The following is a 19,465-nucleotide window of genomic DNA, read 5'->3' as shown; positions in this document are numbered from 1 at the left end:
GCACCGCATTTAAAGGATTTCACATCCGCCCGGATGGTGGAATTGGTAGACACGCTGGACTTAAAATCCAGTGGCCATTGCGGCCGTGCGGGTTCAAGTCCCGCTCCGGGTACTTTTTCAAGACAAAGCCTCCTGATTATCAGGGGGATTTGCTGTTTTAAAGGGGCTAATAAGAGGCAAATTTTTCCTGAATACTTCTTTTTTTACTTCATTTGACTTCAGTTTTTCCAATTATTAACCACTTAAACTTTTTCAAAAATGAGAAACCCAAACTATGTCAAATTTGTCGATTATTTGGTGAATGAATCAAACAACATCGATAAAGAGAACACAGAATATTTAAGCCCTTTAGAAAAATTCATTCTAATCCTATCCCAGATCAAGAGTCGATACTATTTTCTTTACTTCTGGTATATTTCTATTATTCCAATCTTAGGTGTTACTGCATTTCTAATACCAACTCCTAATATAAGCCCAGAAAACACTTATATTCAAGCTTTGAGTGGTATGCATTGCAGCAAAACATAAGAATATTTGGATCAAAAGAATCCTATTCTACAAACCCATATTAGATTGGGGTTGTGTAGGCCATAAAATCAAGTGTGAAAAATGAAAATAAAACCTGATTCTATTGGTTTTGTAAGTTCTTTGTTAATATGATATTCCTTTCTGAAAGGCCATTAAAATATCCTTAGCATATTCAATGTCCCTCCCTAATCGCCTGGCCCACTCTTTAGAGATTTGTGAGTGCTCCGGATTCGCCAGATTTGTTTTGAGCACAACATTGATCCTGTCGGATAGCTTTTGGGATTTTTGAAGGATCTTTCGTGCCTTTCGACCCAATACTTCAGCAGCAACCAATATTTGATCCAATTCACCTTCCGGAAAAGTGTCATGATGCTCTTCAACAATTTCGTCAAAAGCCAGGTCAAAATAATTTTGAATGATTTTAAGAATATCTTCCAGGTCATTTTCTCGTTCTTCCGGTCGGTCACTCCAGGCAATGAGCTTTAGAATGATCATCCCCGGCAAAGGTGGAATATTCGCTATTTTTTCACCTATTTGGACTTGTTCGGCTTCCTCGAGTACTTCTTTAAACCCGAGAAGATGTAGTTCAGCATTACGTTTATTGAAGTTCTCTGTGTCCTTTTCTTCAATTTCTCCGAAAGGCAAAAGATCAATGGCCACTTTATACGTGTCAGAATAGAAAGTCCACGGTGCTTTAACCTTATTGAATCCCTGTTTCTCAAGATCAATGCTGATGGCTTCATAATCCCGCATGCTTGAAATCATAATGGCAAAATCAATGTCTTTTGTACCCCGGCTTGGTTTAATCCCATCTTTAAGCAACTCCAGGGCTATTGCGCTTACACCGATGAGATAGTAGGGTACTTTATGTTTTTGCATTATATTGTCAATGCAATCAAATGTTTCCTTGAAAAAAGGAATAGAAAGTTCTTTATAGGATTGGTTGGATGTATTCATCAAATATCATTTCGGCTGTTTCAACGTTTCTCTTTCCTCCTTCCAGAAGAAGGTCAGCATAAACCAGTATTGGAGGTGCTGTTAATGGCTTGTCGTTATCCTTCCAGAATTTTTCAAAGACTTCAATTTCACCGTCTTTATTGGGGATCATACGATAGTTTTTCATCAAATCCATCTGTGTTTCTCCGGTGTAGATTATATAATTCTCTGGCCTGAGATAGTTAGTCAAAATTTCTGCTGCAGGTTCTCCTCCCCAAACAGTCAGTTTTGTGTCTAAATCTTTTTCTGTTTTATTTTCAGGAAGCCGGAATCTGCCAATCCTCAGGGTTGGCTTTAGGACGGCATCATATTCGTTTATCCACCTCTCCATTAATTCCTTGCGGTTTTCCCATATATATTCGCGTTTCTTTAGTGGTATCAGATAGCCTGTATCTTTTAATCCCTCAATAATCTGGGGGATGTTGCCCAAACCGACCCCGGTTCTTTCTGCCAATTGCCGCTGAGTAAGATTTATGTCTTGTTTATGCCTGAGAAGGTGGAAGACTACTTTTAATCCTGTTTTTGTAAATGCCCTGTTCCCTGTTTTCTTGGCGGTCGCTATTGGTCTTTGGGTATCCACGAATAAGAAAGTATTTAGCTGGTTCAGATAAATATTTCCATTTGCTTCAATATAAGGAATGTTTTTATCTCGAAGTGTTTTCTTAATTTTTGGGAAAATATGGTCGGCAAATATTACAATCGGCTCATTAATATTTTGGATATATTCCTGTAGTTGGGTGATATGATGCCCCCTTAGCTCATTGAAAGTTTTGGCTGCGAGTTTATAGAGATGGTCATTAATATTAAATTCAATGACACCATCCAGGGGGCCTTCATCCTTCCAAAAAGCTTCAACCCCGGTATTATCTCTGAGGTTTTTTAATGCTGTATTGATTAGTTCCTTCTTCATTTGTTCACAAATATACAATGTTCACGTTACGTGAACAAATAAAAAACGTGAACATTTATCAATCCCCCCAAAAAGGAAATAAAGTAATTTATATTTTTCGTTACTTCCTTTTTTATAAAATTCTATTTTTCGTTTTTTCTATTCTTACTCAACAGTTTCATGGAAAAGCCTCTACCACTCCCACTCCTCTTGGTCAAACTCATCGGAAAAATCCGGGTTTACATCAAAAACATAGTTATATAGAGAAAAGCTGTTATTGGCAGCTATCCATACAAGTAGTCTTCGATGCGCTGGTTCGAGTAATTCATTGCCACTGAAAAAAGATCATCCTTTATACTTTCTATTGCATGATGCGCAAAATAGCCAGTCATGTCGGGCTCATCATTTAACCCACTCATATAAGAGATAACCTGTTTAAAAGAATGGGGTAGTTTATCAAGTTCCTTTTCTATTATACCTTCAATCGTAATAACATACATGGGCCATTCAAAGGATTTCTCGTTCTGAATTTGCACACATATCTCTTCCCAAACATTTTCCATCCCGGAGTCTTCCCCTGATAGCAATGCACCATCTTTCATTTCCTGCAGTTGGTTCACAATTTCGGGGAGAATCGAGTTGGATATGTCCAGATACAAATCACTCAGAAGCTTGTACTGTGCATCAATAACGTCTTCAAGTTTATAATCGGCGCTGTCGATAAAGAACTGCCCTTTATTATAATTATCGTTCGTTAGTTTAATTTCTTCTGTACTCATAGATTAGGTTTTATAAGGATTATTCAATTTGGAATCAACTAACTCTATCCCAAGTGTCTTTCATTACCTGGTTCTTATATGCATCGGTGATTTTCAGATACTTTTTCAGATCTTTCTGTTTCTTGGGAGCCCCCATCTCCTGTAATACCTGCAGGTTAACCCCCAACATAAGACTATTCGTAATAAATGTTTTGCGGCCTACATGAAAAGTAATCGCTTCATATAACGGAATTGCCTTTTGCTCAATCTCTCTTCCAATAGCTCTTTTCCGCAAAATTCTCCGATTAAACAACTTGTCAGCTTCCTGATCCTTCGCAATTAACTTGCAGCACTCCTGAAGGTATTTATTGGTCTTCTGCGAACTGATTACAGGCAATGGCATGGGCTCATTCTTATACTTCTCCAATATTTTCAAAGCCTGCTTATTTAAGGGGGTGTAAACGAAATTCTGTGTTTTGTTATGACTCTTTCTTATGCTACCATCAACAATGTTTTCCCATACCAGAGAAGCCACATCACAATGTCTTAATCCGGTATAGCAAGCAAAACAGAACTTATCCCGAACTCTGCTTAATCGTTCAATTTTAAAATCAAATTCAGTGAGGATTTTTAATTCTTCCATTGTCAGAAAAATCACCTCATTCTCCTTTTCTTTTATTGCATAGAGCTCTTCGGGAATCTCTCCCTGAAAATAACCCCGCTTCCCAGACCATCGGAGGAACTGTTTTAACACACTTGCATGTTTGGCAAAGTAGTCATTATCAATTTTTCTGGTATTAAAACTGTAATCCATTAGCTTATCACTGAATCGTGAATCAATGGAACCGAACGTCACCTTAAATCCTGTCTCCCGCTGAAATTTCATCAAATAGTTTTTAACAGTCACGATAGATTTAATGGTGTTTGATGCCAGAAAGGCTTTCTGCCCTGTAATATATTGTTCGAAGGTATCAAAGAAATCAACCTCCCCCTGGATCGTCTCATCTGACTCAAGAGACAGCAGTTGCCTTATCTCTTGTTCTGTGGCCTTCCTCTTTTCAAGAATCAACCTATTGTAATAGTCCTTTAGTCTGGAGGAAAGATCATCAAGTAACCTATTGAACCGGATATAATCCTTTGCATCTTCTCCGGTAGAAGCAGACACCTTTAATCTTTGAGTTTTTTCGTTCCAATGAGCGGGAACAACAGCCCCTATACTTTTTCTGTACTTCCGGTAGTCGTAACTAATTTGTGCAACAACCGGTACTTTTCCTTTTTTATTAGGTGTCGTTGTTTTTCTGTAAAAATTAATTGTCAGCATTATCTCTACGTTCAAATAAGGTGTCTAATAGGGGGCAAATAATTTGCAAAACCACTATTCAAACATAGAAATTAAAATTATCAAATACAAGTATTTTACTATTTATCAGTGCTTTTGTAACTAATCTTGTCTAATGATGTAAAATAGGTTCAACCCCCGCTCCGGGTACCAAAAGGTCGGCTATTGCCGGCCTTTTTGCATTTACAAGAAACAATCACGGCCAATTTGACATTCTTCAAAATTTACAGCACTCAAAAAGACTTCAGGAATCAATGGGGAGTGACCGATCTTGCAATTCGGCGATTCATTTATGGAATTTAACCAATAAACAAAACATATTACTTCCCGAAAAAGCATTTATACATCTATAAAATAAACAATACAACTAACTACATAAAACCTTTCGTCAAAAAAGAATTACTTCAGCTACTATTTTTACTAGATTTCAAAATCTCCCAATTCGGTCTAGTCTGCAATATAAAACATTCAAAGAACTTGACAGGGCTGCTTTCACCAAAACCACATTTTGTTTCACAAAAATAAATAATAACTAAACAATCACATCTAAGTAATTAAGCCTTAAAACCACTTTACTCCAAACACAACCCGCTATACAAAACACATTTATTCATATTTACAACTTATAATTGTTTAACAGTTTTGATAGTTATTTATGCAATAAAGTGTAACTTTTCACCAATAACAGCGTTGAAAATAAGAAAACACCACCTGACACTTTCCTCCAAAACCGCCCTTCCTTTCGCTGTCATCTAATTATTTTTAACTGTTATGAAGAAGTTTACATCCTACATTTCTCAGAAATGGAAAAATGCACTATTAAAGACTAAGTTTACCATTACTTTTGGAATTATAGCCCTGGCAATAATATCATTAGCATTAACATCCAATCTTGGCATTTATGAAATCATTAATGATACAGAAACAATAATTGAGTCAGGAGACATTCAAAGCAAAATAGAACATTATCATGCAACACATTTGCAATGGGTGGCAGGTGTAACAAGACTTCTTACCGACGACAATGTCAGCAAACTAAACCTGGAAACCGATCACACTCTATGCGAATTTGGGAAATGGTATTACGGAGAAGAGCGCAAAAAAGCGGAAGAGATTGTTCCTGAAATGTCTGCAATATTAAAAAAATTTGAAAAGCCGCACCACGCTCTTCATCAATCTGCCATCGAAATTGAAAAAGTATTCCGACAGGGCAACTCCAAACTATCAGAATCTCTAACCGACATAAAAGTTTCGCACCTTTTGTGGATAAATCAACTGGAGAGTGCCTTACTTAAAGAACGTGCCGATTACCAGCTACAATTGGATCCAACACAGAGCATTTTGGGGAAATGGATTCAGTCTGAAGAAGCCCGGAAAACGATGAAAAACAATCCCGACATTGCTAACATGTTGGAAAAACTTCATCAACCTCATACAAATCTCCATACCTCAGCAAGGGCAATAAACAGACTTTTGCAAAACGGAGAAGCCCAAAAAGCAAAAGATGTTTTTAACAGACAAACATCCGTTTACGCGCGCCAAACATTAACAAATCTTGACTCGGTAATTCAATGGAATTTTGAACGAATGCAGGCAATGGCCAAAGCTGACAGCATCTATTCCACTGCTACGATTCCGGCAATAGACCAACTAAGCGAACTGTTTGACGAGTTAATCAAAGAAACCGAAACTGTAATAACGACCAACAATGAAGAAATACTGATTAAAGAGCTGGCTACACGGACAACCAACCTTGTAATCAGCATTTTAATAATCCTTTTTACCATATTTGCGGGAATTTTCTTTACCCGGTTCATACTCAGGTCAATTCGCAAAGAAGTTCAGAATGCACAAATTATAGCCTCAGGAGATCTCAACAACACCATTACAGTTCTTCACAAGGATGAACTGGGCGATTTGGCCCGGGCACTGGAAAGCATGCGCCAAAAACTAAATGAAATTATTGGTGGTATTTCCACGGGAGCCGAAACCATAAGCCAGGCAGGCAGTCACCTCAGTACAGGTTCTCAATCCATTGCTCAGGGAGCTAACGAACAGGCTTCTTCCATCGAAGAAATTTCATCTACCATGCAGCAAACGAATGCCAATGTTCAGCAGACCCACCAAAATGCTGAAAAAACAAGAGGTGTTTTGTCCAAATTGTCTGATCAGATAGGACTGAGTACATCAAAAGGAACTGCCACTCAGGAAGCCATGGAAGAGATTACGCAAAAAATTTCCGTAATCAATGATATCGCGCATCAAACCAACATTCTTGCGCTGAATGCCGCTGTGGAGGCCGCCAGGGCAGGACAGGAAGGAAAAGGCTTTGCTGTGGTTGCCGGAGAAATCAGAAAACTGGCAGAACGAAGCAGGGATGCCTCCAATGAAATCAACAAGCTTTCGACCAAAGGACTGAACACATCTCACGAAACCAGCGAGTTGCTTTCGGAGCTGGTACCATTAATCAAAGATACCATCAACAGAATGGATGAAGTAGTTGCCGCGAGTGCCGAACAAAGCAGTGGCGTAGAACAGATAAATTCCGCCATCAACGAACTAAACCAGATAACTCAGGAAAACGCAGCGAGTGCTGAAGAGATGTCTGCCAGTGCTGAAGAACTTGACAGTCAATCCTCAAGTCTGAAAGAATTAACAGCATATTTCAAAGCTAATTAAACCTATTTTAATCCGGAGATCCGTTTTATCTCGTTCAATTTATTCAGGGCATCCATAGGGGTCAGATTGTTAATATCCAGATTGACAATCTGATCTCTGATTTGCTGAAGAATGGGATCATCCAGCTGAAAAAAACTAAGCTGAAAACCTTCCCTGTGTTGAGCCAGGTCACCAACAGGTTTAGAGATACCTCCCTGCCGGTTGTTGGTTTCCAGTTCGCCCAGAATTTCATTGGCACGCTTCACCACACTGGGAGGCATCCCTGCCATGCGCGCCACGTGAATACCAAAACTGTGCTCACTGCCACCGGAGACCAGTTTTCGAAGGAAAATCACTTTATTATCGACCTCTTTCACCGACACATTAAAGTTTTTGCAGCGGGGAAAAGATTTTTCCATCTCGTTGAGCTCATGATAATGGGTAGCAAAAAGTGTTTTGGCTCTGGCCCGCGTATTTTCATGAATATACTCAACGATGGACCAGGCAATGGAAATTCCATCGTATGTACTGGTACCTCTTCCCAACTCATCAAACAGTACAAGGCTTCGTGGTGTGAGGTTATTCAAGATACTGGAAGCCTCATTCATCTCCACCATGAAGGTAGATTCTCCCAAAGATATGTTATCGGAAGCCCCGACACGGGTAAAAATCTTATCAACCACCCCTATACTGGCACTTTCGGCTGGGACAAAACTTCCAATCTGAGCCATCAGGACGATAAGGGCAGTCTGCCGGAGCAATGCTGACTTACCAGCCATGTTGGGACCCGTAATAATAATGATTTGTTGTTTGTCATTATCGAGATAAACATCATTGGGGACATACTCCTCACCAGCCGGAAGCTGTTTTTCAATTACCGGATGACGACCGGCCTTAATATCCAGACTATCTTCCTCAGTGATAACCGGCCGGACATAATTATTCTGAGCTGCCATTGACGCAAAGCCGACCAGGCAGTCGATCCGTGCCAGCAAATTTGAATTAAGCTGGATGGCCGGAATGAAATCGGCCAGTGCTACTGTGAGTGCATTAAACAATTCCGTCTCAAGCACAAGCATCCGCTCCTCGGCGCCCAAAATCTTTGCTTCATACTCTTTCAGTTCCTCGGTAATATACCTTTCTGCATTCACCAGTGTCTGTTTCCTGATCCAGTCGTCAGGAACCTTATCTTTATGCGTATTTCTGACCTCAATGTAATATCCGAAAACATTATTGAAGCTGATTTTCAAACTTGTAATGCCGGTACGCTCCGTTTCTCTTTTCAGGAGTTCATTCAAATAATCTTTACCTGAAAAAGCAATATGACGAAGTTCATCCAGTTCTTTGGAGACCCCTTCCCGAATCACATTCCCCTTGTTTAGCTGATTGGGCGGATCGGGCATAATCTCTTTTTCAATCCGCTCTTTGATGGTTGCACAAGGATTGAGTTGATCTCCTATATGATTCAACACTTCATTATCGGCCTGAAGACACAACTCCCGGACAGGTTCAATACTGCTTAAGGCATTGCGCATCTGAATCATCTCACGAGGTGTAATACGCCCTGATGCAACCTTCGACACCAGACGTTCCAGATCACCCACCGGCCGAAGCTGGCTCTCCAGATCCATTTTTAGTTGCGGATCCTTAAAAAAATGTTCTACTACCGACTGTCTGTCTTTGATGGGCTGCACATCTTTAAGCGGAAGGGCGATCCAACGTTTCAGCAGCCGGCTCCCCATGGGAGTAACCGAATGATCAATGATATCTGTAAGGGAGCGTCCCCCTTCATTGACCGAAGAAAAAATCTCCAGGTTCCGGATGGTAAACCGATCGAGCCAGACATATTTATCTTCATCGATGCGCGAAAGGTTGGAAATATGCTTAATCTGATGATGTTGTGTCAGATCCAGGTAATGCAAAACAGCTCCGGCCGCAATGGTTCCGAGCTTCAACCGTTCCACTCCAAACCCTTTCAGAGATTTGGTTTCAAAATGTTTCAACAAACGATCGCGACCGGACTCTTCTGTGAAGACCCAGTCATCAAGCCCGAAAGTATAATAGCCTGATCCGAAAAGTTCGGTAAACTGACCTTTTCTTTGCTTCTCAAACAGGACTTCCTTCGGTTTAAAACCCGACACCAGTTTCTGAACATGATCGAATGGTCCTTCAGCGGTCAGAAACTCACCTGTAGAGATATCCAGAAATGCCACTCCTGCAGCTTTGTTCTCCAGGTGTACGGCAGCCAGGAAATTATTCTCGCGATGCTCCAGGATATTATCATTAATGGCAACACCGGGGGTTACCAATTCGGTCACCCCTCTTTTTACTATCTTTTTTGTCAGTTTCGGATCTTCCAGCTGATCACAAACAGCCACCCGCTGTCCGGCTCTGACAAGCTTGGGCAGATAAGTATCAAGCGCATGATGCGGAAAACCTGCCAGTTCGATGGACGAAGCAGAACCATTGGCGCGCTTGGTTAGCGTAATCCCCAATATTTCTGCTGCCGTTACCGCATCATCAGAAAAAGTTTCATAAAAGTCACCCACACGAAACAACAGGATGGCATCGGGATATTTTCCCTTAATGCTGTAGTACTGCTTCATAAGTGGGGTCTGAACAATATTTTTTTTATCTGTAGCCAAGAAACTATGATTTTCGGAGTTTTACCTAAATTGTATATATCTCACAAAGATAAAAAGAGAATCAGAACCAAGGCGAATGCAAAATAGTTTTTTGTCTGCCCGTGATTTGTAATTCTTTAATTTTGAAATCCCCGATTCAATTAATATTTTTATATTCGCATTCAAAATAAGAAAAGGTAATCAAAATTACATGTTATGAAATATCTTCTGAAAAACCTGGGAATTCTGATGATTATTGCCGCAGTAGTGGTTCTGGCAATTTATGCGGTGAATAATTACATCGACAACATCTATTTGATTGTATCTCTTCTGTTGATTATCGCAGGCATTGCTGCCCACATCATTTTCAACAAAAAGGTTGAGGAGTGAATTGATTGAAGAAAAGATTTATGAAGCCCGGTTCGGAAATTCCAAACCGGGCTTTTTGCAAAAAAATCATTCAAATTTTTACAATCGCTCCCTCTTTCTGCTGACACACCACGGGAAACTTATCTTTTAGAAAACAAAACTGAAGATCAGCATTCTTTCCCTTCTTTTTCAAAATATTGTAATGTCTGCCTTCGGTGGTAATTCCCGGGAAATGCGCCATATTACTTTCATATAAATTGAGCGCAGCAATTGCCGCATCCGAAAGATGGAAGTTTTGATTCATTTGCTTCAACAGAGAAATCAGATACCCGGCGCACAAAACATCCTCAACGGAATAGAGACCGTCTGTTCCGGAGGCAATCAAAACCAACTCCTTTGTACTCCCCAGCACATCAGCGGTAGCTTTTGCATTCAGAAACGATGCCACATAAAGCTCCGAAGCCGTATCTGCTTTACGGATGGTTCTGGTTCCATTGGTAGTTGTCATTACCAATGTAGCACTATCTATCTTCCCGGGGATCAACTCCACGGGACTATTTCCCATATCAAATCCCTCAATAGGGTCTGCATTTCTTTCACCAGCCAGAATGACCAATTCTTCGGGGTGATTGTTTCGATAGGAAAACGCCTCCTCTTTTGAAAGAACCGGAATCACCTTTTTTGCTCCGTACGAGAGTGCCGTTACCATGACCGAGGTGGCACGAAGCACATCAATAATCACCGCTGTTTTGCCGGTTACACGTGTATCAGACAATTCGGTTACTGAATTGATTACATCAAGCGTCTGCATATTTTTTACTTGTCAAAACTTTCTGAAAGATGCATATTCCGGGTCAGCCACCTGAAACGTAACAAAAGAAACATCGAGATGGAAAAGAGACCAAGCAAATAGCCATACCAGATACCACTCGGACCAACGTTAAGCGTAAATGCGAAAAAATATCCCACGGGAAGGGCAAGCACAAAATAGGCCACTATCAACATTCCAAAGGGAAGGTTCACATCTTCAAGGCCCCTCAAGGCCCCCAGCATAGTAACCTGTAGGCCATCGAAAAGCTGAAACGCCGCAGCGACAATCATCAGCCCGGCAGCAATGGCAATCACTTCACCACTATCAATAAAAAGACCGGGAATGAAGTTGCGACCAAATATAAAAAGAATTGCTCCGCTTCCCATTAAAGCCATCACCAAATGCAGGGAAGCAAAGACCGTTGCCCGCAAGGCATTAAAACGCTTCTGCCCAACAAACTGACTCACTTTAACAGTGGTCGCTGCAGAAATTCCCTGAGCCACCATAAAGGTAAAGCTGGCAAAACTCAGCACAATCTGGTGAGCTGCCAGAGCCGCAGCCCCCAGCCATCCCATCATAATACTACCGAGACTGAATGACAAAACCTCAATAAAATGCTGACCTCCGATAGGAAGGCCGAGCCGCATCAGATACAGACTTTTATTCCACGAAAATTTGGTTTCACCAATATGACGCCGATAATATCTGAAAAAATCGAATTTAAAATAGACCCACATAAAGAGCAGTGGCATCACAATGCGGGCGGTAAGGGTTGCATACCCGGCCCCCATCACTCCATAAGCCGGAAAACCCAACTTTCCGAATATCCAGATATAATTCAGGAAAATATTCAGAAGGTTGGCCGACACAGTAATAACCATGGCAATGCGGGTATTCCCCAGCCCTTCAGCAAATTGCTTAAAAGTAAAAAACAGCACAAAAGGAATCATCGAAACCACAAGGACACGGTAATAGGGCAAGGCCACCTCCACCACATCAGCCGGCTGTCCCATAAACGGCATCAGATATCCAACCAGCCAAAGCAACAATGTAAGTACAAATCCGGCAGCCTGAAATGCATACAAGCCCTGCTTAAACCATGAAGCCGCCAGTTGTTTGTTTCCCCCGCCATAGGCTTTTCCCACCAGCGGCGTCAGTCCGTTGACCATACCCAAACCAAAGACCATTCCCACCACAAAAACTGTGTTGGCAAAGGAGACAGCAGCCAGTGGCACCGTACCCAGCTGCCCCACCATCAGGTTGTCGGCAAGCACCACCACCATCTGCCCGGCCTGAGCAAGCATTACCGGCATGGCCAAAATAAGATTTGGCCCGTAGTGCCGGGAATAGGTTTCTTTAATTATATTGTTTTGATTCATGATTTCAAAAATGACCTGCAAAGATATTCGTTTTTGACCCAACCAGCGAATTCTGAGCCCTGACAATAAATAAATTTAAAATGCCAGGTAAAAACCGGAAACAATATTCTTAAAACCAGGAGTATATTTATGTCTCAATTCCTCAATGTCTATCCTTTCAATATTTGGAGCACTCACAGCAGCCCTGATCCATTCTGAAATCACTCTCTTCACAGGCTTTCCCGGATTGGGGCTTACCTCCAGCCGTTGACTCTCAAACAACCCTGAACGAGCAGCTTTGAACCGAAATACATTATAATCCTCCAAAGGTAGAATAACGGAAAACCGCCCCTGCTTTGAAAGTAATTTAAGAACACCCGAAACCAGATCCTCGTGACTTAAGCCCCCATTATGACGCGCAACAGCCTTACGTTGATTCGGGTTCTTCATACTTCCGCTAAAAAACGGGGGATTGCTGACAATCAGATCATAAGAAGAGGGGTTGCTTTCAGCAAAATCCTGAAGAGATGTATGATGAAGGTACAGTCGATCACTCCAGGGTGATGCTTCAAAATTAGCGTCGGCGTCGAGGCAGGCCGCATCGTCAATTTCCACGGCATCAATCATTGCATTTTGGGTACGCTGGGCCAACATCAATGCAACCAGCCCTGTTCCTGTACCTACATCCAGTATTTTTACAGGCTGATGATCAACGGGAGTCCAGGCACCAAGCAACACGCCATCGGTACCTACCTTCATGGCAGCATTTTCCTGTAATACTGTAAACTGTTGAAATCTAAACATACTCTCAATACATCAGAATTTCTCGTAAACTCCCAGACCAAAAAGGGCGTAATCATAAAACACCGGATCTTCAGGCCGAAACTGAGCCAACTTTTCGGTAAGTTCCAAAACCGCTTTAAAATCCTGTTGTTTTCTGCTCAGCAACCCAAGCTGCTGCGCAACCCTTCCCACATGAACGTCCAGTGGAATCAGAAGATCAGCCATGGAAATATCCTTCCATAATCCGAAATCAACGGGCGAGTCTCTCCTCACCATCCACCTCAGATACATATTTAAGCGCTTGGCAGAGGCATTCTTCAGAATATTCGCAACATGCTTATTGGTTCGGTCGGGAGGATCGAGAGACATAAAAACCTTTCTGAAATATATAATTGCCTTGTCTATTCCTCCCTGGCCATATCCATCAATAAACACCTGCTGAAGGCCACCTTTCTCACGATAAATATGCGCAAGGGTTTTCAGAAAGTAATTGGCATCAATATTCTTAAATGTCCGGTAAACAAAGTCATCACTTACCTTAAGCTCATCATCGGTGGCATTCATTAAAAAATCATAAGGCGCCATATCCATCCGTTCCATCAGTTGCCTGCAGGCTTTGAGAATCATTCGCCGTTGCCCCCAGGCCAGCGTAGCCGTCAAAAAACCGGAAATTTCGATATCCTCTTTTTGGGTAAACAAATGAGGAATTTGGACAGGATCTTCGTCAATAAACCAACGAGCCTCATAATAAGAAGCCTTTTCATTCAGAAAATCAACAATTTCACCAGAATTGGTCATAAAGAAAAACCCGTAAATAAAAAAGAAGAATTAATCGACAATCACACCATCCACGATATGAACTGTGCGGTCGGCTTTATCAGCCAGGTGTTGATCGTGTGTAACAATAACGAAAGTCTGATTAAACTGTTTACGTAAATCCACAAACAGATCCATCAATTCATCCTGATTTCTGGAATCCAGGTTTCCGGAGGGCTCATCAGCAAATACCACTAAAGGATCGTTTACGAGTGCCCGGGCAACGGCCACACGCTGTTTTTCCCCTCCGCTGAGCTCCGCCGGTTTATGTTCCAAACGGTCGGATAGCCCGAGGTAATTCAGCAGTTTCAGAGCACGTTCTTTAGAATCCTTCTCGGACTTCCGGGCAATTAATCCCGGCAACATACAGTTTTCGATGGCTGTAAACTCAGGAAGAAGCTGATGAAACTGAAAAACAAAACCAATATGCTCATTCCGGAACCTGGCAAGCTGATTTCCTCTCAAAGTACTTACATTGGTGTCATTGATAAAGACATCTCCCCCGGTGGGTTTATCCAGGGAGCCTAAAATCTGGAGTAAAGTAGTTTTTCCTGCGCCGCTTGAGCCCAAAATGGTAACAATTTCCCCACGGTCAATTTTTAAATCAATGCCTTTTAAAACCTTAAGGTCGCCATATTGCTTTTGAATATTCCTGCCTTCTACCATAATTAGTGTTGGTCTATAAATTAAGCAAAAATTGTTTCTGGTCATGTGTTTGTCACGAAAGTGCCAGTTACAAGGTTTGAGAAGCCCGAAAACACCCAGTTTACTTGAGTAAATGAGGGATTTTGGGGCGAGCGTAACGCAGTAAATGGTACTTTATGGACAAACACTAATTACGAAACAAATAAAACCCAAATATAAACAATATAAAAGAGTAAAAGGAGCGCCCCCTTCCATCGGGAAATAACCCCGTTGCGCAAAGGAAGCATAAAAAGAAGCAACAAAACAGCTACCACAGTCATCCAGATCATATCGGACGATATTACTCTGGGAGAAACCTGAAGCGGCTTCAGAATGGCTGTGACACCCAATATAGAGAATACATTAAAAATATTGGAGCCAATAATGTTCCCAATGGAAATATCCATCTCCTTCTTCAAAGCCGCCGCAAGAGAGGTTGCCAACTCAGGAACACTGGTACCGAAAGCAACAATGGAAATACCCACAACCCGCTCACTCACACCCCAGCCAATGGCCAGGTCACTGGCTCCTTTTACCAGCCAATCAGCGCCAAAATATAGTCCCAAAACTGCAACAATCACAAATCCAACAGCCGGGAGAATCTTCATCGTGGGGTCCGGAAAAACCTCCACAGATTTTGCAGAGTGCTTTCTGGAAGACCAAACGGACAAGACAATATATCCGGCAATAAGAAACACAAAAATAAGTCCCTCATAAAATTCAAGAACCTCATTGATCAAAAATAAAAACAACAAGGCATACGAAAGGATCATTACCAGCCAATCGTTAAGAATGGACGGTTTCCTTACTGCCAGTGGGAATATAATAGCCACTGCCCCCAATATAAGACCAATATTGGCAATATTGGAACCCACCACATTACCAATGGAAATATCGGGCGATTCGGTAAAAACAGCCTTAACACTTACAAAAAGCTCAGGAGCTGAAGTACCGAACGCAACAACAGTGAGTCCTGCAACCAACGGACTAACATGAAAATGACGGGACAACTCCACCCCTCCACGAACAAGCCAGTTTCCGCAAAGAAACAACAACACAAAACCAACAAGCACTAATAAATAGGAGTTAACATCCATAAAAAGAAGGTAATTAATATTTGATTAATAGTTTCTGTCCATAAAGTACCACTTGCGTCCCGGAATGGTCGGGGCAGGCTGTTACGCTTGCCGCCAAAATACTCATTTACGATTATTGATGGATCAAAATTCCATACTCGTTTCACTCTTTATTTTTTTCAGACTCATTGTTTTCTTCCGGTATATCATCGACAGAGCCGGATTCATCTCTTTTCCCCTCATCTGTCACTCCATAAACATCACGGGCAGTCTCATCAATTCCCCCGACAAGATCTTCCGTCTCTTCATGAACGCGCGATTCCATATCTTTTCGTCCCTCTTCAAAGTCCTCCTTTACCTCATCGCCGGCACGCCGGATATCACTTCTGATCTCCTCTCCCTGTTCATGAATATACTTTTTTGCCTCCTCAAGGTCTTCCTTCAGATCATTGGTGCTTTCATTAAACTCACGCTTCAGATCTTCAGTAGCCTTGCGAAATTCATTCATTCCCTTTCCCAGCATTTTTGCAAACTCGGGAATTTTATTGGCCCCGAAAAGCAAAAGTATCACCAGGAATACAATGATTATCTCACCCATGGAAATTCCAAAAAGAAATACTGCCATATCATTAATGTTTGGCTCAAAGATATAAAAAAAAATCCCCGGTATGGATACTCCAAACCGGGGATAAAATAACTATCATTCAAAGAATTTTAACAAACTCTCATCAAATGCTTATTTCTTCTTTTTTGCTTTGTTGGCAATACGCTTCTCGATAAAATTAAAGGCAATGGGCGAAGCAATAAAGAGCGATGAGTAGGTACCTACAACAACCCCAACAATCAAAGCAAAAACAAATCCCTGAATCACCTCACTACCGAAAATAAATATTACCAGCAATACAACCAGCGTGGTCAATGATGTATTCAAAGTACGACTGATGGTAGAGTTCATCGCAAGGTTAAATACCTCTTTCAAATCACGCTTTGGATACAATCCGCGGTATTCACGAATACGGTCAAATACCACCACGGTATCGTTAATGGAATAACCGATTACCGTAAGGATCGCTGCAATAAAAGACTGGTCAATCTCCATAGAGAAAGGCATAATTGAGTATAGCAGTGAGAACACACCCAACACAATCAATACGTCGTGGGCAACAGCACCCAAAGCACCCAGACCAAATTCCCAGTTCCGGAAACGAATCAGGATGTAAAGGAATATTACAGCAAACGAGAAGAAAATAGCATATCCCGCTTTATTTCTGATGTCTGCGGCGATGGTCGGTCCCACCTTCTGAGAACTCATGCGATGCTCAGCAAGGAATGTGTCGCGATCCACATCAGCTCCGACATATTGCTTCAAACCTTCATAAAGCTTGGTTTCAGCCTCCTGGTCTGCCGACTCTGAATCACTATCAACCAAATAGTTAGTGGTGATTCTTATCTGATTGTCTCCTCCAAAAGTTTTGGCTTCTACGGTTGCGCCTTCAAAAGTTTCTGTCAATACCGATTGAACCTCTGTTGCTGGAACAGGATCATCAAATCGAACTACAAAAGAACGGCCTCCTGTGAAATCGATGCCCTGTTGAAGACCTCTCACACCCAGAGATGCAATGCCCACCAGAATAATGACAGCAGAAATAATTATAAAGAACTTACGCTTCTCTATAAAGAGAATATGAGCACCTTTAAAAAGGTTTTTAGTCCATTCGCTACCAAATTTAATATCCACTTTCGATTTCAGCAGGCTCTCATAAACCAGACGGGTAATAAAAAATGCTGAGAAGAATGAGGTGGCAATACCAATCATCAATGTGGTAGCAAAACCTTTAATAGGTCCGGTACCAAACATAAACAGAATCAGACCGGTCAGGAATGTTGTTACGTTGGCATCAATAATGGCGGAAAAAGCATTCCGGTAACCATCAGAGATGGCCAGCTTCAGTCCTTTTCCTGCTTTCAACTCCTCCCGTATTCGCTCATATATCAGCACGTTGGCATCCACCGACATACCGATGGTAAGCACAATACCCGCAATACCGGGAAGTGTCAGAACTGCATTAAAGGCAGCCAGAACTCCCATGATAAAGAACATGTTGGCAACCAAAGCAAGGTCAGCAACCAATCCGGCTTTAAAGCCGTAGTATAAAATCATGTAAATAAGCACGGCAATAAAAGCCCAGATGAAAGACTTAAATCCGGCATCCACAGCCTCAGCACCAAGAGAAGGACCTACAACGGTATCTTCAACGATTCGTGCCGGGGCAGGCATTTTTCCTGATTCCAGCACATTTGCAAGGTCTTTAGCCTCCTGGGGAGTGAAATCACCGGTAATAGAGCTGCGACCTCCTGTAATTTCATTTTGAACTGTAGGAAATGAGTAAACATAACCATCAAGAACAATCGCAATGGACTTATCAATATTGGCTTTGGTCAGGCGGGCCCATGTTTTGGCTCCCTCACCGTTCATTGACATTTCAATTTCATAAGCGCCACTCTGGCTGGTAACAGCTCGTGCACCGGTAACCACGTCTCCTTCAAGCGGGGCACGACCATCATGACTGCTTACTTTAATGGCAACCAACTGGAAAAGCTCATCATTTTCGTCAAACTGCTGATTGGTCCAGTATTGAGCATCGCTGCCGGGAATAGGCTTCACAGTCCACATAAACTCCACATCGCGTGGCAGAAGAGACTGAACCTCCTCCATGGCAAGATAAGTATTCACCTTTCCTGTGTCGCGTGATGTAGCCAATCCCACAACCGGAGAAGAAGGACGTCCGGATGGTGCAAGCGCAGAAAACAGAGATTCAACACGCTGCTCATCCCCGGTATCCAAAGAATCTCCTTCAATTTCATCCAAAAGAGCTACATCTTCAGCACTTTCTTCTGCCTGAACTTCCGGAACAACATCAGCGGTGTCAACATCACTCTTCTTCAGAGCATTTACTTCCGCAATCATCTGATTGGCAGCCATCAACGCTTCAAAAATTTGATTTTGATTGTAAACTTCCCAAAATTCCAGATTGGCAGTTCCCTGAAGCAGGTCACGCACACGTTCCGGATCAGTAATACCGGGGAGTTCAACCAAAATACGACCAGCTTGTTCCAGTCGCTGAATATTTGGCTGGGCCACACCAAAACGGTCAATCCGGGTACGAAGAATATTAAATGCATTATCTATAGCACCTCTTGATTCCTCACGGATAACTTCAATTACTTCTGCATTTGTTGAGTTGTAATCAATTTTTTCTCTCAATTCAACAGTATTGAATATGGCAGCGAGACGACCTTCGGGAGCCACTTCCTCAAATGCTTCAGAAAAGAGCGAAATAAAATCACGAGTGGACTCTTTTTCACGCTCACGAGCCAGTCTTATGGCTTCGTTAAACTTTGCATCCTGGTTGTAATTGGAAAGAGCCCGGACAATATCGGCCACCCGAACCTCAAGGATCATGTTCATTCCCCCCTTAAGGTCGAGACCAAAATTGATCTCACGTTCTTTACACTCCTGGTAGGTATATTCTCTTAATCCAAAAAGAAAATTATACACTACTTCACTCTTCATAGAGTCGAGATACTGAAATCTGTACTCACTCACCAATTCAGGGTTGTCACCGGCTTTTTGCTGAGCAATTTCCTCAGCTTTATTTTCCACGCGACGTGCCTGAAAGGTAAAGATCAACTGATACAAACTAACCAGTGCCAACAATATGGCAAATAGTCTGATCGCTCCTTTGTTCTGCATTTGTAGCTATTTTTATAAATTC

At 41.8% G+C, this 19,465-nt stretch carries 15 protein-coding genes and 1 tRNA gene; 3 read left to right on the top strand and 13 right to left on the bottom strand.

Annotated elements, in window-relative coordinates; all coding sequences use genetic code 11:
* The first annotated feature begins 27 nt into the window (after positions 1–27).
* Positions 28–112, top strand: a tRNA-Leu gene (locus BY457_RS06650).
* A gap of 539 nt (positions 113–651) precedes the next feature.
* On the opposite strand, the gene BY457_RS06640 is transcribed toward BY457_RS06650, so the two are convergent.
* The 4 genes from BY457_RS06640 to BY457_RS06625 form a co-directional block, all read right to left on the bottom strand.
* Positions 652–1,485 (bottom strand): hypothetical protein, encoded by an 834-nt coding sequence (locus BY457_RS06640; RefSeq protein ID WP_106152553.1) that lies wholly within the window; start codon positions 1,483–1,485, stop codon positions 652–654.
* Positions 1,460–2,434, bottom strand: coding sequence for a type IV toxin-antitoxin system AbiEi family antitoxin (locus tag BY457_RS06635; RefSeq protein WP_106152552.1), 975 nt, complete (start codon positions 2,432–2,434; stop codon positions 1,460–1,462). Before BY457_RS06635 ends, BY457_RS06640 begins: the two co-directional genes overlap by 26 nt.
* Before the next feature lie 263 nt (positions 2,435–2,697).
* Positions 2,698–3,192 (bottom strand): hypothetical protein, encoded by a 495-nt coding sequence (locus BY457_RS06630; protein ID WP_106152551.1) that lies wholly within the window; start codon positions 3,190–3,192, stop codon positions 2,698–2,700.
* A 34-nt stretch (positions 3,193–3,226) separates the two neighbouring features.
* Complete coding sequence (locus tag BY457_RS06625; RefSeq protein WP_106152550.1) at positions 3,227–4,492, bottom strand: site-specific integrase; 1,266 nt, start codon at positions 4,490–4,492, stop codon at positions 3,227–3,229.
* A gap of 789 nt (positions 4,493–5,281) precedes the next feature.
* On the opposite strand from BY457_RS06625, the gene BY457_RS06620 reads away from it, so the two are divergent.
* Positions 5,282–7,189, top strand: a complete 1,908-nt coding sequence (locus BY457_RS06620; RefSeq protein WP_106152549.1) for a methyl-accepting chemotaxis protein — start codon at positions 5,282–5,284, stop codon at positions 7,187–7,189.
* A gap of 2 nt (positions 7,190–7,191) precedes the next feature.
* Here the strand turns inward: BY457_RS06620 and mutS are convergent, their stop codons facing one another.
* Positions 7,192–9,813 (bottom strand): DNA mismatch repair protein MutS, encoded by a 2,622-nt coding sequence (mutS, locus tag BY457_RS06615; protein ID WP_219885142.1) that lies wholly within the window; start codon positions 9,811–9,813, stop codon positions 7,192–7,194.
* Positions 9,814–10,008: 195 nt separating this feature from the next.
* Between mutS and BY457_RS18995 the strand changes: the two genes are divergently transcribed.
* The gene (locus BY457_RS18995) at positions 10,009–10,182 is read left to right on the top strand and encodes a hypothetical protein (RefSeq protein WP_181256410.1); all 174 of its coding nucleotides are present in this window, start codon (positions 10,009–10,011) and stop codon (positions 10,180–10,182) included.
* Between the two features lie 70 nt (positions 10,183–10,252).
* Here BY457_RS18995 and BY457_RS06610 read toward each other — a convergent pair whose 3' ends face one another.
* The 8 genes from BY457_RS06610 to secDF all read right to left on the bottom strand — a co-directional run bounded on the left by BY457_RS06610 (position 10,253) and on the right by secDF (position 19,443).
* Positions 10,253–10,972, bottom strand: a complete 720-nt coding sequence (locus BY457_RS06610; protein ID WP_106152548.1) for a 2-phosphosulfolactate phosphatase — start codon at positions 10,970–10,972, stop codon at positions 10,253–10,255.
* Positions 10,973–10,977: 5 nt separating this feature from the next.
* Positions 10,978–12,372, bottom strand: a complete 1,395-nt coding sequence (locus tag BY457_RS06605; RefSeq protein WP_258176644.1) for an MATE family efflux transporter — start codon at positions 12,370–12,372, stop codon at positions 10,978–10,980.
* 54 nt (positions 12,373–12,426) lie between these two features.
* Positions 12,427–13,134 carry a tRNA1(Val) (adenine(37)-N6)-methyltransferase gene (locus BY457_RS06600; RefSeq protein WP_106152547.1) on the bottom strand — a complete coding sequence of 236 codons (708 nt, stop codon included), beginning with the start codon at positions 13,132–13,134 and terminating at the stop codon, positions 12,427–12,429.
* 12 nt (positions 13,135–13,146) lie between these two features.
* Positions 13,147–13,911, bottom strand: coding sequence for a TIGR02757 family protein (locus tag BY457_RS06595; RefSeq protein ID WP_106152546.1), 765 nt, complete (start codon positions 13,909–13,911; stop codon positions 13,147–13,149).
* A 30-nt stretch (positions 13,912–13,941) separates the two neighbouring features.
* Complete coding sequence (locus BY457_RS06590) at positions 13,942–14,595, bottom strand: ABC transporter ATP-binding protein (protein WP_106152545.1); 654 nt, start codon at positions 14,593–14,595, stop codon at positions 13,942–13,944.
* A 170-nt stretch (positions 14,596–14,765) separates the two neighbouring features.
* Positions 14,766–15,710 (bottom strand): calcium/sodium antiporter, encoded by a 945-nt coding sequence (locus BY457_RS06585; RefSeq protein WP_106152544.1) that lies wholly within the window; start codon positions 15,708–15,710, stop codon positions 14,766–14,768.
* Between the two features lie 142 nt (positions 15,711–15,852).
* Positions 15,853–16,314: a Sec-independent protein translocase subunit TatA/TatB gene (gene tatA / locus BY457_RS06580; RefSeq protein WP_106152543.1), complete on the bottom strand. Its 462-nt coding sequence runs from the start codon at positions 16,312–16,314 to the stop codon at positions 15,853–15,855.
* 111 nt (positions 16,315–16,425) lie between these two features.
* Entirely contained in the window at positions 16,426–19,443 is a 3,018-nt protein-coding gene (gene secDF, locus BY457_RS06575) for a protein translocase subunit SecDF (RefSeq protein WP_106152542.1), read from the bottom strand.
* Positions 19,444–19,465: the final 22 nt, after the last annotated feature.

Source organism: Marinilabilia salmonicolor (genome assembly GCF_003003035.1).
Taxonomy (GTDB): domain Bacteria; phylum Bacteroidota; class Bacteroidia; order Bacteroidales; family Marinilabiliaceae; genus Marinilabilia; species Marinilabilia salmonicolor_A.
The sequence above is the reverse complement of the archived record's forward strand: the minus strand, read 5'-3'. Positions and strand labels throughout refer to the sequence as shown.